At 72.5% G+C, this 12,552-nt stretch carries 10 protein-coding genes; 1 reads left to right on the top strand and 9 read right to left on the bottom strand.

The features are described 5' to 3' along the window. Nucleotides 1-17 precede the first annotated feature (17 nt). The gene (locus AC5P1C_RS07435; RefSeq protein ID WP_493864845.1) at nucleotides 18-1,235 is read left to right on the top strand and encodes a Cmx/CmrA family chloramphenicol efflux MFS transporter; all 1,218 of its coding nucleotides are present in this window, start codon (nucleotides 18-20) and stop codon (nucleotides 1,233-1,235) included. Here the strand turns inward: AC5P1C_RS07435 and AC5P1C_RS07430 are convergent. The 9 genes from AC5P1C_RS07430 to AC5P1C_RS07390 all read right to left on the bottom strand — a co-directional run bounded on the left by AC5P1C_RS07430 (nucleotide 1,157) and on the right by AC5P1C_RS07390 (nucleotide 12,540). Next, nucleotides 1,157-1,780, bottom strand: a complete 624-nt coding sequence (locus AC5P1C_RS07430; protein ID WP_493864844.1) for a hypothetical protein — start codon at nucleotides 1,778-1,780, stop codon at nucleotides 1,157-1,159. The two genes, AC5P1C_RS07435 and AC5P1C_RS07430, sit on opposite strands and share 79 nt — an antisense overlap. After that, on the bottom strand, nucleotides 1,761-2,558 hold the full coding sequence (locus tag AC5P1C_RS07425; protein ID WP_493864983.1) for an FkbM family methyltransferase: 798 nt from the start codon (nucleotides 2,556-2,558) through the stop codon (nucleotides 1,761-1,763). Before AC5P1C_RS07425 ends, AC5P1C_RS07430 begins: the two co-directional genes overlap by 20 nt. Before the next feature lie 74 nt (nucleotides 2,559-2,632). Beyond that, nucleotides 2,633-2,860 (bottom strand): Trm112 family protein, encoded by a 228-nt coding sequence (locus tag AC5P1C_RS07420; protein WP_493864843.1) that lies wholly within the window; start codon nucleotides 2,858-2,860, stop codon nucleotides 2,633-2,635. Further along, nucleotides 2,860-3,765: a hypothetical protein gene (locus tag AC5P1C_RS07415; protein WP_493864982.1), complete on the bottom strand. Its 906-nt coding sequence runs from the start codon at nucleotides 3,763-3,765 to the stop codon at nucleotides 2,860-2,862. The genes AC5P1C_RS07420 and AC5P1C_RS07415 overlap by 1 nt, the downstream gene beginning before the upstream one ends. A 16-nt stretch (nucleotides 3,766-3,781) precedes the next feature. Beyond that, nucleotides 3,782-4,534, bottom strand: coding sequence for a class I SAM-dependent methyltransferase (locus AC5P1C_RS07410; RefSeq protein ID WP_493864842.1), 753 nt, complete (start codon nucleotides 4,532-4,534; stop codon nucleotides 3,782-3,784). Further along, nucleotides 4,531-6,123, bottom strand: a complete 1,593-nt coding sequence (locus AC5P1C_RS07405; protein WP_493864841.1) for a condensation protein — start codon at nucleotides 6,121-6,123, stop codon at nucleotides 4,531-4,533. The genes AC5P1C_RS07410 and AC5P1C_RS07405 overlap by 4 nt, the downstream gene beginning before the upstream one ends. Further along, on the bottom strand, nucleotides 6,120-10,661 hold the full coding sequence (locus tag AC5P1C_RS07400) for a DUF3367 domain-containing protein (RefSeq protein ID WP_493864840.1): 4,542 nt from the start codon (nucleotides 10,659-10,661) through the stop codon (nucleotides 6,120-6,122). Before AC5P1C_RS07400 ends, AC5P1C_RS07405 begins: the two co-directional genes overlap by 4 nt. Then, nucleotides 10,658-11,377: a class I SAM-dependent methyltransferase gene (locus AC5P1C_RS07395; RefSeq protein ID WP_493864839.1), complete on the bottom strand. Its 720-nt coding sequence runs from the start codon at nucleotides 11,375-11,377 to the stop codon at nucleotides 10,658-10,660. The genes AC5P1C_RS07400 and AC5P1C_RS07395 overlap by 4 nt, the downstream gene beginning before the upstream one ends. Then, the gene (locus AC5P1C_RS07390) at nucleotides 11,374-12,540 is read right to left on the bottom strand and encodes a glycosyltransferase family 4 protein (RefSeq protein WP_493864838.1); all 1,167 of its coding nucleotides are present in this window, start codon (nucleotides 12,538-12,540) and stop codon (nucleotides 11,374-11,376) included. Before AC5P1C_RS07390 ends, AC5P1C_RS07395 begins: the two co-directional genes overlap by 4 nt. Nucleotides 12,541-12,552: the final 12 nt, after the last annotated feature.

Below are 12,552 nucleotides of genomic sequence, written 5' to 3'. Positions count from 1 at the left end.
TGGGTGCGGAGTTCCTCATGCCCTTTGCTCTCTACATGCTCGGCCTCGCCGTCTTCGCGCAAGGCACATCCGAGTTCATGCTCGCCGGGCTCGGCCCCGACATCGCCGCCGACCTGGACGTGTCCCTCTCGACCGCGGGCACCCTCACCTCGGCCTTCGCCGTGGGGATGGTCATCGGCGCACCGGTGATGGCCGTCCTCGGCCGCCGCCGGCCGCGCAGGACCGCGCTGCTCGCCTTCCTGGTCACCTTCCTGCTCGTCCATGTCGTCGGCGCGCTGACCACCAGCTTCGCCGTGCTGCTCGCGACCCGCGTCGTCGGAGCGTTCGCCAACGCCGGGTTCCTCGCGGTGGCCCTGGTCGCCGCCGTCGGCATGGTCGAGCCGAACGCCAAGGGGCGGGCCACGGCGGTGCTGCTCGGGGGCGTCACCCTCGCCTGTGTCGCGGGCGTTCCCGGCGGTGCGCTGCTCGGACAGTTCTGGGGATGGCGGTCCGCCTTCTGGGCGGTGGCCCTGGTGTCGGTGCCCGCCGTCCTCGCGATCCTGCGGTCCGTGCCCGCCGGTGCGTCCGAGACCGTGCGGGCCGGCGTGCGCGGGGAGCTGCGGTCGCTGCGCGCGCCGCGGCTCGTGGTGACCCTGCTCTTGGGGGCGCTGGTGAACGGCGCGACCTTCTGTACGTTCACCTACCTCTCGCCGGTGATCACCAACGTCACCGGTTTCTCGGAGAGTTGGGTGCCCGTACTGCTCGCGCTCTTCGGCGCGGGGTCGTTCATCGGGGTCACGGTCGCGGGGCGCTTCGCGGACGCCCGGCCCGTCCCGTTCCTCCTCGCGGGCGCCGTGGCGCTGCTCGCCGGGTGGGTGCTCCTCGCGCTGACCGCAGGGAGTCCGGTGGCGGCGGTCGTGCTCGTCCTCGTCCAGGGCGCGCTGTCCTTCGGCGTCGGCTCCGCGCTGATCACTCAGGCGCTGTACGCCGCCGACGGCGCCCCCACGCTGGCGGGCGGCTTCGCCACGGCCGCGCTGAACGTGGGCGCCGCGATCGGCCCCGTGGGCGGCGGCATCGCGCTCTCGGCGGGGTTCGGCCACCGCTCACCGCTGTGGGTCAGCGCGCTGCTCGTGGCGCTGGCCCTGGTGGCGGGCGCGGTCGCGCTCCTGAGCAGGCGTCAGCCTCCGGGGGAGTCCGGGAGCGAGAGCCGCTGGAGCAGCCCCCAGGTGAACTCCGCGACGCAGCGCCGCGGCTGACCCGCCCCGTCCGGCGCGGTGAAGGCGAGCCGCCAGCGTGTGGGTGCCGTGCCCTCCATCGGGCGGGCCGGGGCGAACGCGCGGGCGACCTCGTCGACTGTGCACGACCAGGGGGTGAGGTCGTCCAGGGTGAGGAGCGCCGGGCCCGGGGTGCCGGGCGCGCGGATCAGCCACTCGTTCCACACCGCGCCGTTCGGTGCGCGCAGGACCTCGAAGCGCAGGGTCGGCCAGAGCGGCACCGGCCACAGCAGGGCCTCGCACTCCAGGTCGCCGATCGTGCGGGCCACGGTGGCCTCGGGGGCGCCGAGCACCGAGCGGTAGCGGGAGACGGCGCCGCGCGAGCGGGCGGAGCGGCTCATGGCCTGCCAGCGGCGGTTGGCCTCGCGCATGTCCGTGATGGAGACGCCGAGCTCGTGGCGGGCCGTCTCCACCAGGTCCGGGTTGTGGTCGGCCATGCGGCGCAACAGGACCAGCTGGAAGTCGAGCGGGGTGAACGGGCCGGATGACGTGGGGCCGGGGGCGGAGCTAGCGGGCATGCGCTCCATGGTCGCGCACCGCCGCGGCTCCCGGGCGGCGCCCGTCGGGAAGGAACAGGACCGAATTGACGTACCGGGGCCTGCGCGGTGTGAGGACGCGGCGCAGCAGGCCCTGCGACACGACGTACGACGTGTCGTCCTGGTGGGCCTCCAGGTCGAAGCCGGCCAGGGGCACCCAGGTGCGGTGGGGCAGGACCCAGCCCTGGTAGCCGTGGTGCCGGGTGAGCAGCTCGATGATCGGCTTGATCGGCTGGATGCGGGATTCCAACTCGATGAAGATGGCGGGCCGGTCGCGGGTGAGCAGGTCGTGGGCGCCGTGCAGGACCGGGAGTTCGTTGCCGTCCACGTCGATCTTGATGAAGTCGACGTCGCGCAGGGCGAGCCCGTCCAGGGTGAGGCAGGGCACGTCCACGGCCTTGGCGTGGATGTCCCTGCGGATGAGCGAGGAGACCCCGCGGTCCCCGCGGTCGCCCTGCGGCAGCCAGAGCCTGGCCGTTCCGGGGCGGTCGGTGGCGGCGGCCTGGATCACGCGGACGTTGCCGGGCGTGCAGGTTTCGAGCAGCCGGGCCAGATGCGGGACGGGCTCCACGGTCACCACGCGACGCGCATGCGAGGCCAGGCGCCGCGACCAGGGGCCGTACCAGCCGCCGACGTCCACCGCCGTGCCGCAACCGCGCGGGCAGAGGTCGGCGAGGCGGGCGAGCTCCGGTTCGAAGCGCGGGTAGACGGCGCGGGCCAGGGCGCCGATGAGCCGGGCGGGGAGGTGCGGGGCGAGGCGGGCGGCCACGGTCTTGTGGGACTTGGCGACGGAATGACCGGAGCAGTCGGACCTGTCGGACCCGCCGGACCTGTCGGGCCCCGTCACGGGGAGATCCGCTTCAGGAGCTGCTCGTGCTCGTCCTCCGATATCTGCTCGCCCGAGGAGGGCAGGAGCTGCGGTACGCCGTCGATGATCGGGTAGCGGCGGCGCAGGCGCGGGTTGTAGAGCACCTCCTCCGGTACGAGGGGTTCCGCGGGCTCCAGGAGGTGCAGCGGCCCTTTGTCCAGCGGACAGGCGAGGATCTTCAGGAGCGGGTCTTCGGGGTTCATCAGCTCGTCAACTCCTTGGTCGGGGGCGTTGGTTGAGGTGGGGGCGCGTCATGCTTGGGCATGGCGAGGAGCACGGACACCGCGAGCGCCGTGCCCGCGATCCGCAGGGCGAGCCGCAACGGCTCGTCGGGCAGCGCCTCGCCGAACGCCAGCGTTCCGAGTACCGCGGTGAACAGCGCGGTAACCGTCGTGCACACGGGGACGATGAGCGAGGCCCGGCAGCGCTGCAGGGCCGCCTGGGACATGACCAGGCCGAACGCGCCGGTGAACAGCAGGAGATACGGATACGGGGAGCGCAGCAGGTCGAGCAGGGCCGAGCCGAGGTCGTCCGTGGTCAGATAGCTGGACACGCCCTTGATGGCGAGCGAGCTGACTCCGTAGAGGAGTCCGACCGCGACCCCGTACTCGACGCCCGTCGTGGGCAGCCGGTGCCGGTGCTTCGCGCGGCGCTCGGCGGACCCGTACAGCAGGACCCCCGCCGCGAGCGAGGGCAGGCAGACCATGAGGACGAGCGGTACGGGCGCGCTGCGGCTCACGGTGTCCGACTCCTCGCTCAGCGAGAGGACGACCATGAGGAGCGCGGCGAGGATGGCCCCGACGGCGTACCGCTCGCGCCCCGACGTCTGCTCGCCGAGCAGCACGGAGGAGAGCAGCAGCAGGAGCACGAGCCCGGAGACGAAGATGCCCTGGGCGGCGGCGATCGGCAGCGTCCGGTAGACGGCGAGCTGCGCGCCGAACCCGGCGGCGAGCGCGAGCGATCCGCCGATCCACAGCGGGCTGGAGATGACCTGCTTGAGCAGCCGTGCCGGGCTGCGCACGCTGACCGACGGCATCGCGGTCAGGGCCCGTTTCTCCAGGACGAACCCGGTGCTGTAGAGGACGTTCGCCAGCAGGGCGGCGGCCACACCCCACCACATGGCCTTACGTCCTTCGGGCGTGCAGCAGCAGGATCGACGAGGCGCTCGGCACGGCGCAGGCGAGTCGGTCCAGGGCGCGCAGCGGACGCGGTACGCCGTGGAAGGGCGCACCGGCCACGCGTACGACGTCGAAGCCGGACGCGGCGACGAACTCCCGCAGGGCGCGGGCGGTGTAGAGCCGCAGGTGCCCCACGACTTCCTTGCCGGGACGCCCGTGGATGCCGCGCAGACTGACCTCGGAGAAGACGGGCTGCACCCCCGCGAGCAGGAGCCCGCGGTTGTACCAGGCGGCGAGGTTGGGCGTGGACAGCATGAGGTGCCCGCCCGGCCTGAGCACTCTTCTCAGCTCGTCGAGGGCGCTGTCGGGATCGACGAGATGCTCGATGACCTCGCTGAAGAGGACGGCGTCGGCGGAGCCGTCCCCGAACGGGAGCCCGCCGTCGGTGAGTTCACCGCGGACGACGTACGGCAGATGCGCGTGCGCCCGCTTGAGGGCGTCCTGGGACCAGTCGACGCCGACGACGCGGTGCCCCGCGAGGAACGGGGCGGCGGCAGCCGCCGCGGTGCCGTCGCCGCAGCCGATGTCGAGGACGACGGAGGTATGGGCGGTGGCGGGGCCGATGGCGTCGGCGAGCATCCGCGCCTGGCGCAGGCTGCGCGCGTCGCCGGACGCGACGGGCACGGAGGGGTCCTCGTAGAAGTCGCGCAGGTCGCGTGGTGCGGTGCTGGTGTTGGTACTGGTGTTGGTACTGGTCACGGCGTGTCCCCCTCCTCCGTGTGCTCGGTGGCGTGGAGGTAGTGCTCGAAGAGGTCGCGCAGATGGGCACCGTCGCCGCTGCTGAGCAGGGTCTTCGACCAGCGCAGGGCGATGTGCAGGCGGCCCGCGGTGGAAGCCGTGGTGACGGTGAGGCCGCGTGGCAGGCGTGCGGGCGCGGAGAACCAGACGGCGTGCGCGCGTCCGGCGTCACCGAAGTCGAGGGAGTACGGGACGCGCCCGATGTTGCTGAGCAGCGTGGTGGAGGTCCAGGGCGCGGCGGCTCTGCGCAGGCCGCGGGTGACGGCGGCTCTGATGGCGACGGGCAGGACGGGCGAGGTCAACAGGGCTGCCCCGTGGCCGAGTTGGGGCCGGGGGAGTGCCTTGAGGGCGCGGGTGCGGTCGGCGGTGCGGCGCAGCAGTGCGCCGATGTCCGCCGGGCCCCAGTCCTCGGAGACCAACTCGGCTGCGGTGAAGGGGACTTCGACGAGTCGGGTCCCGTTCCCGATGGGCATGTCCATGTCCCGGGTCCGGTCGTCGACGGGCATGGTGATCCGGAAGGGCCGGGGCCGCGCCCCGTGTTCCCGGTTCCAGTGGGCGATCATCAGCGCGGTCGCCACCATGAGCTGATCGTTCACGGTGAACGGCGCCCCCTTGGGCCGCCGCGGCACCGGCAACTCGGCGACGAGCATGCCGTTGCCGGGGGACGGCTCGGGTGTGCCGCGCGAGACGCGCGCGGGTGGAGCCCATCCGGAGGGCGCGTCACCGACGTCTTCCACCTTCTCGGGCATGGAGGACGTGGGCGTACGCAGAGGGGGTGCGGCGGGGGAGTTGTCCTGCCCGCCGTACAACTCGGCGGCGGTGGCCAGGACCCGGAGGCAGGCGGGGCCGTCGAGGGCGGTGTGATTGATGGTGAGGAAGAGAACACTCCCGTCGGCGGCGGGTCGCTTTTCGCCGGCGGGTGGCTTTTCGTCGGCGGGGCGTTCTGAGCCGGCTGGGGTGCCGCCGCCCGCGTCGGGGCTGCCGCGCTCCGAAGCGCCGGGGCTCGGCGAGCTGCTGGAGCCGGTGTCCCCGCCGGGCGTGTCCGCCCGGCTTTCGCCCGATGCGGCTGCGCCGCCCGGGGCGGGGGTGGGGCCTCCGCCGAACCCGCTGGAGGCGACCCCGCTGGAGGCGACCCCGTCGCCGGAGGCGGCGATCACCTCCAAGCGGATCGGGGGGGAAGCCGACAGGGGTGGGGCCTCGGAGAGGCTGCGCGCTCGGGCCTTCTTCAACGCGTCCCGTTCCGGTGGCGGGAACGTCACCACCTCCACGTCCGGTTCCGCCGTCAGCTCCCACTCGTAGCGGCGGCGGTACCAGGGCCCCCGCGCCTCCCGCATCAAGATGCGCGGGTGGCGGCGCAGGGCCTCGGTGAACGCGGCCTTCAGGCGGGCCGGGTCCGGGGTGCCGGGCAGGTGGACCTCGATGTGTACCGTCTCCGGCTCCTCCTCCTGGAGGCAGTGCCGGGCGACCTCGTCGACGACGGGGAACGGCACGCGCTCCGGAGGCCGTTCGGGTCCGTCCGCGTGACGTGCCGGGTGATCGAGTGCGGTCATCGGTCCGTGTCCTCCCCGGGGCCGGACGGAGCCGCGGCTCCCGCGAGCCCGTCCGTCGCCCTTGCCCTGCGCCGCCGGAAGCGCGTGGTCCGCGTGCCCGGCGGTGTCGGTTCCGGCTGGTCGGACGCCGGGCCCCTGGCGGAGATGGTCGAACTGGTGGCCTCCGCGCGCGGAGCGTCACCGGCGTCCTGTCCTGCCCCGCCACCCGGCTCGTTCTCGCCGCGCTTGCGGCGCGGGAGCGGCGTCGTCCCCAGGTCCCGGTCGGGCCCCAGCGGAGGCGTCACCGGGGGAGCAGCCGGGGGACCGGCCTGAGGGGCCGCCGGCGGAGGCTGGTGCGGAGTCGGCGGCCCCCACGGAGCTGCCTGGCCACCGCCACCGGTGTCCCCGGAGGTCGCGGGCGTCCCCGCAGCCGTACCCCGCACACTCACCAGCGCCGCGAACAGCGCGATCAGCGCGAGGAGTTGGGCCGCCGGGCTGAACGCGCCCTCGTCCGAAGCGGCAGGCTCACCGGCGCCCACCGCCGCCGCGATCCCCGCCCCCGCCATCGCCACGAGGGCGATCGGGACGAGCAGCGCGTGACGGCGCCACGCAAGGAGGGCGAGCGCCGGTACGAGCAGTGCGAACCAGCCCGCGATGACCGCGGCCACCAGCGTCAGCGCCACCGTGCCCAGGATCAGGCCGGGCGCGGGCGGCGCCACGTCCGGGCCGTCGGGGTTCGGCTCGCGGCGCCGGATCAGGACCAGGGCGATCAGCGCGAGGACGCCGACACCGCCGCCGATCAGGCCGATCTCGTAGATCCGCGACGGCTCGTAACTCAGCTTGACCGTGCCGCCCTCGCCCTTGGGGACCAGGAAGCCCTGCTGCCAGCCGTCGAGCCGTACGGACGACAGCTCCTTGCCGTTGAGCGTGGCCTTCCAGCCGTCGTTGATGTTCTCGTACGTCGAGAGGTACGAGGCCGAGCCCGCGCCCACCGACACCTCGCGCCGGTCGCCGAGCCAGTCCTTGATGTTCAGGGAGCGGGACTCCTCGTCGATCGCGCCGGGCGTGCCCTGCGTCAGCGAGACGTCCATGAGGGTCAGCGGGCCCGCGTCACCGGCCTCGACGGTGTGCTCGCCGGAGCCGAGGGTGAGTGCCGTGTTCTCCGTGCCGCGCGAGCAGAGCGTCACCTCGATGGGCCGCCGCTCGACCAGGTCCCGCACGGAACCCTTCGCGCTCGTCGCGTGCAGCTTGCCGTCGACGGCGAGCTCCGGGCCCTCGCCGCAGGCGAGTTCGAAGGTCGCCGAGGCCTTGGGCTGCTTCGTCCGGTACTTGTCCAGGGCCGGGACGTAGACCTCGGTGAGGCCCACCGGCAGTTGCAGATCGTCGTCCGCCACCGGGTTGTGGACCTTCAGGGGTGCCGTCTTCGTGACCGTGATGGTCAGTTCGTCCGTGGTGATGGGGGCGAACCGGGCGTTGCCGTTCTCGTCGACGCCGACGATCGCCGCGCCGTCCGGGGAGCTGATCTCGACCTTCTCGGGACGCGTCGAGAGGCCGCCCGCGGCCGGCAGGACGATCTCGTCGATCGCCTGCTTGCCCTTCCACTTCAGATGGACCACCGGGCTGTCACCGGCGATCCAGGCCGTGGTCAGGTCGCCGTCCGTGAGGTTGCGCGGCGAGAGCCCGCCGCCGAGCCTCGACGTGGAGTCGGCGCTCGCGACGATCTGGTCCTTCTGCTCCGGAGCCACCTTGTAGAGCAGCTTGTCCAGCTCGGACCCCGGCACGGCGACCGCGCTCGCCTTCACCTCGTACTCGCCATCAGCCGGAGTGCTGAAGCGGCGGTGAAGGCCCGACTCGGCGTTCACCGGCGACAGCGCGCTCGGGTCCGACGAGCGGTGCATCGAGTACGTCGTCGCGTCGGCGCCCGCGGGTGCCTCGCGTCCGGCGTCGGCCCCGGTGTCCTTCGGCAGCTGCAGCAGCTTCGTCACCTGCACGCCCGGAACGGTGATCTCCGAGAACCCGGCACCCGTCAGCCCCTCGGTGCCGATCTGCGCGTCCAGGATGGTGACCTTCAGCCAACTCGACTCGCCTGCAGGCGCCTTGATGCTCTGCCGCATGCCGTTGGGCTGCAGCGCACTCGTCCGGCTGCCCAGCTCCGTCTCCACGCGCACCCGGGTGGGCGCGGCCCGCACGCCCTCCTGCGGCAGCGGTATGACCCGGATCGAGGACGGGATCGACTCCTTGGACCTGAACTCGGCCTTGATCCAGGCGCCCTTGGGCTTTCCGGGGCTGCCCTCGGCCCACGCCGTGCCCGGGTTGCCGTCGAAGGCGTTCACGGGGTCGTACTGCGGCAGATGGAAGAGCCAGTTGCCGTAGCTGGACGCCGTCACGGACTTCGCGCCGCGCAGGTGAGCCGTCGTCTGGTGCTCGATGCCCTGGGTGGGCAGGATCTGGTGCGGCTTCTTGCCCGCGTCCTGGAGGGCGCCGGACGCGTTGCGCTCGCCCGGTGTGTACGTATATGAGGTGTTGGAGTTGACCAGGCCGAAGCGTGTGTCGGCGCGGCGCAGGCCGTCACCGACCGCCTGCAGACCGGGAGTTCCGACACCGGGGTGGTTGTCGCCCGTCAGGACGGAGGGCCGGTCGCGCATCGAGGGATCGGCGGACAGCTGGAGCAGCGACTCGGGGCCGCCGCTCACCACGGCCGTGTTCGAGACCGGCTTGATCCCGGCCTGACCGGGCCGCTCGGCGCCCGAACCCGGCGCGTAGATCTCCACCGCGCGCTCGCGCGGGTAGAGGCCCTCGACCTGGAGGGGGGTGTCGGCCGGGATCGTCCCGCCCGTCTCCTTCGGGCCGAAGCCGGTGACGCGCTCGAAGCCCGACTCCTCCAGGGTCCGCTTGACGGTCGCGGACGGCACGTTGCCGATCTGGTCGGGGTCGAGGTCATTGCGTACGACGACGTAGTACAGGCCCGCACGCGTCAAGTAGTCCTGCAGGCCGGGTACTTCGCCGCCCGTGGAGAGCGCCTGCTCCACCGCGTCCATCGCGCGCCGGTTGCCGGGCGTGCCGAACGGGACGTAGTCCCGCTGCGCCCAGCGCGACTCGGCGAGCACGTCGAGCGGCTGGTCGATGGGCGAGCCCCAGGTGTAGATGCCGTGCGCGGTGGCGGGCACCACGAGGGCGCGGGAGTCGGGGGAGTACTTCTTCAGCCAGTCGCCTGTCGCCTCCCAGTAGTTGGGAAGTTTCTGGAAGGAGCCGGGCTGGAGGATCGAGCCGTTCAGGTAGGGGAAGGCGAGCCCCGGAAGGACGAGCAGGGTCGCGATCAGCGGGGCGAACCTGCGCCCCCGCACCGGCCGCGCCCCGCGCGACTGCGCGGCCACGCCCACGAGGTGCATCAGGCCGAGGACCAGCGCGAGCGCGAGGCCCGTCTGGAACTTGTAGATGTTGCGGAAGGGGACGAGCCCGCCGTTCAGCCAGGACTGCACCGTCTCGTGGAAGGGCGCCCCGAACGAGCCGCCGTACCCGGCGAGCGTGATCAGCGCGACCGAGAGCACGGTCAGGACGAGCCAGCGCCGCTCGGGCAGATCGCGGCGCGCGAGCCCGGCGAGGCCGAGCGCGGCGGCGAGCGCCGAGCACACCACGACGATCACGGACGTCGCGACCGTCCAGCCGGCGGGCAGCCAGGCCTCGCCGAAGTTCAGATACGCCACCCAGTTGCCGGCGCCGCGCAGGGTCTCCGTGGCGGACATCGTGCCGGTCGTGGTGGCCGAGTTCTCCACGTAGGGGAGGAAGTTCTCGCCGTAGATGCCGAGCATCAACAGCGGCACCACCCACCAGGCGGTGGCGAGGATGACGCCGGGCACCCACCAGGTGATCAGCTTCCGCTTGCGCGGCCCGTTCGGCCGCGACAGCAGATACAGGCCCACCGGAAGCAGGGACGCCAGCGTCGCCGCCGCGTTCACGCCGCCCATGAAGGGGATGAAGAGCGCGGACCGCAGCGCCGCCGAGCGCGCGCTGATGCGGTCGTTGGTCAGCGGGAGCAGCACCCACGGAAGGAGCGCGCCGGGCAGCGCCGCGGCCGACGTCGACCCGACGACGACCGTGAACGTCGGCCACAGCGCGTACGCCGTCGCGCCGAGCAGCCGGCTCGCGCTGCTGCCGACCTGCAGCCGCTCCGCGAGCCGCAGCGCACCCCAGAAGGCGGTGGCCACGATCAGCGAGAGCCAGAGCCGCTCCGCGAGCCACACCGGGAGCTGGACGAGGTCCGCGAGACCGTAGAACGGCAGCATCGGCCAGGTGTAGCCGACGTACTGGTCCTGGATCCCGCCGAACCCGCCCCGGTCGTGCCAGAGCTGGCCCAGGTCGGAGAGGAACTGCCAGGGGTCGACGGCGACACCGAGCTTGGTGTCGAACGTCATCCGCCCCGGCTTCACGGCCAGGAAGAGGACGAAGACCACGGCCCAGAACCCGAGCAGCCAGCGCTTCGAGCGCGGCCCTCCGCCGGGTTCGGGGGCGTCAGCCGTGGGCCGGACTGCCGCCGGGGGTGGGGCCTGCACCGTGGTCATGGACACCGCCTGAGGATGAGAAGGAGATTCCAGGTGGCGAACTCGCGTACACCCGGCACTTTGGTGATGCCACGGGCCAGGAACGGCCAGTAGCGGGACCGTGCGGACACGACGGACACGTCTTCCCTCGCCCGCACTTGGCGCAGGGTCGGGCCGACGTGGTGGGCGAAGAGGTTCTCGCCGAGCGTGTGTTTGGCTGCCTTGCCGGTACGTCGTTCATAGCGGGCCCGCGCGCGGGCTCCGCCCAGGTAGTGCCAGGGCGCCCACTCGTGGCCGCCCCACGGCGAGTACCAGTTGGTGAAGGAGACATAGATCAGGCCGCCGGGCCTGGTCACCCGCACCATCTCGCTGAGGAACGTCTGCGGGTCGTCCACGTGCTCCAGGACGTTGGAGGAGAAGGTGACGTCGGCGACGCCGTCCCCCAGCGGGAGGAGGTACCCGTCGGCGACGACGGAGCCCTGAGGCGGTTTGGCGCCCAGTTCGGCCGGGTCCGGCTCGAAGAGGAAACTCTGGGCGCCGCGCCGCCGGAACTCCTCGGTGAAGTAACCCCCGCCGCCGCCGACATCGACGACGACGCGGTCCCTGACCGGTCCATAGGCCTCGACCTGGTCGGCGGCGTCACGGGCGAGCAGGGTGTAACACCGCTCGGGCTCCTGCTGCTCGCGCATGAAGGCCCGGAAGAGGGTGACGGAACGGCGCAGGGACGGGTCCTTCACACGGACCCCTGGGTGGTCTGGTGCGTGACGATCGCCTCGGAGGCCACCGCCTGGAACTCGCGCACGGAATTGGCCCACCGGTAACTGGTGGCCCGTTCACCGGCTGCCTTGCCGTACGACCTGCGCCGCTCGGCGCTCAGCGCCAGCGTGCACCAGGCGGCGGCGAAGGAACTCTCGCCCCGGGCGAGCAGCCCCGTCACGCCGTCCTCGATGGAGTCGCGTACGCCCGGGACGTCGAAGCCGATCGCCGGGGTCGAGCGGGTCGCCGCCTCGGTGATGACCAGGCCCCATCCCTCCACGGCGGAGGGATGGAGCAGCATCCACGCCTCGCAGAGCAGCCGGTGCTTCTCGGCCTCGGAGACGTGGCCCTTGAACTCCACTCCGGGACCCGCGAGTTGTTCGAGGCGGGCCCGCTCAGGGCCGTCGCCCACGATCACCAGACGTCCTCCGGTGACAGGTCTGACGCGCTCCCAGAGCCGCAGCAGCAGATCGATGCGCTTGTACTCGACGAGCCGTCCCATCGCCAGGAACATCGGCTCGTCCGAGCGGGGATGGAGCGGACCCGGCTCCTCGACGCCGTTGTGGACTATCCGTATTCGCTCACGCTCGACGCCTATCGCGCGCAGGGCGGTGGCCGTCGACGGCGAGACGGCCACCAGGAGATTGCCGCGCTGGGCGCCGGAGAGCGACCAGTGCTCGAGTCTTCGTCCGAGCCGGGCCGCGGGAGCCAGCGCTCCTTGGAAGCGCATCGCCCACAGATCGGTGTGGACGTGGTTGACCAGGCAGAGCGTGGGCCCGCGGTGCCACAGCGGCGCCAGGTACGGCATGCCGTTGCAGACCTCGACCAGGAGGTCACAGTCGCCGACCTGCCGGGTGAAGGCAGAGCGCGAGCGCAGGTAGTGCCCGAGGTCACCGCCCGCCGACACGACGCGGTAGTCGCGGAACGCGGCCGGTCCCCCGCACAGGAGGGTGACCTGGTGACCGAGCTTGCTCAAGCCGTCGGCCAGACGGTCGACGAGCAGTTCGGATCCGCCCGCGGCCGGGTTGCCGAGGTCGCGCCGGGCGAGGAAAACGATCCGGCGCGGCTGCGGGGGAAGTGCCGGAAGCCGTTGCGCCACCCGCGGGGAGGCGGAGCGCAGCGGGGAAGGCACGTGCTGGGGCATGCGTGCTCCAAC

Source organism: Streptomyces sp. A18, from assembly GCF_059026065.1.
Note: the sequence above shows the minus strand (reverse complement) of the source record. Positions and strands in the feature narration are given on the sequence as shown.

What these genes read in the sequence shown, in the direction of transcription:
- AC5P1C_RS07435 (WP_493864845.1), top strand. Translation starts at nt 18, where the DNA reads ATGCCCTTTGCTCTCTACATGCTCGGCCTCGCCGTCTTCGCGCAAGGC.
- AC5P1C_RS07430 (WP_493864844.1), bottom strand. Translation starts at nt 1,780, where the DNA reads ATGGAGCGCATGCCCGCTAGCTCCGCCCCCGGCCCCACGTCATCCGGC.
- AC5P1C_RS07420 (WP_493864843.1), bottom strand. Translation starts at nt 2,860, where the DNA reads ATGAACCCCGAAGACCCGCTCCTGAAGATCCTCGCCTGTCCGCTGGAC.
- AC5P1C_RS07405 (WP_493864841.1), bottom strand. Translation starts at nt 6,123, where the DNA reads ATGACCGCACTCGATCACCCGGCACGTCACGCGGACGGACCCGAACGG.
- AC5P1C_RS07400 (WP_493864840.1), bottom strand. Translation starts at nt 10,661, where the DNA reads ATGACCACGGTGCAGGCCCCACCCCCGGCGGCAGTCCGGCCCACGGCT.
- AC5P1C_RS07390 (WP_493864838.1), bottom strand. Translation starts at nt 12,540, where the DNA reads ATGCCCCAGCACGTGCCTTCCCCGCTGCGCTCCGCCTCCCCGCGGGTG.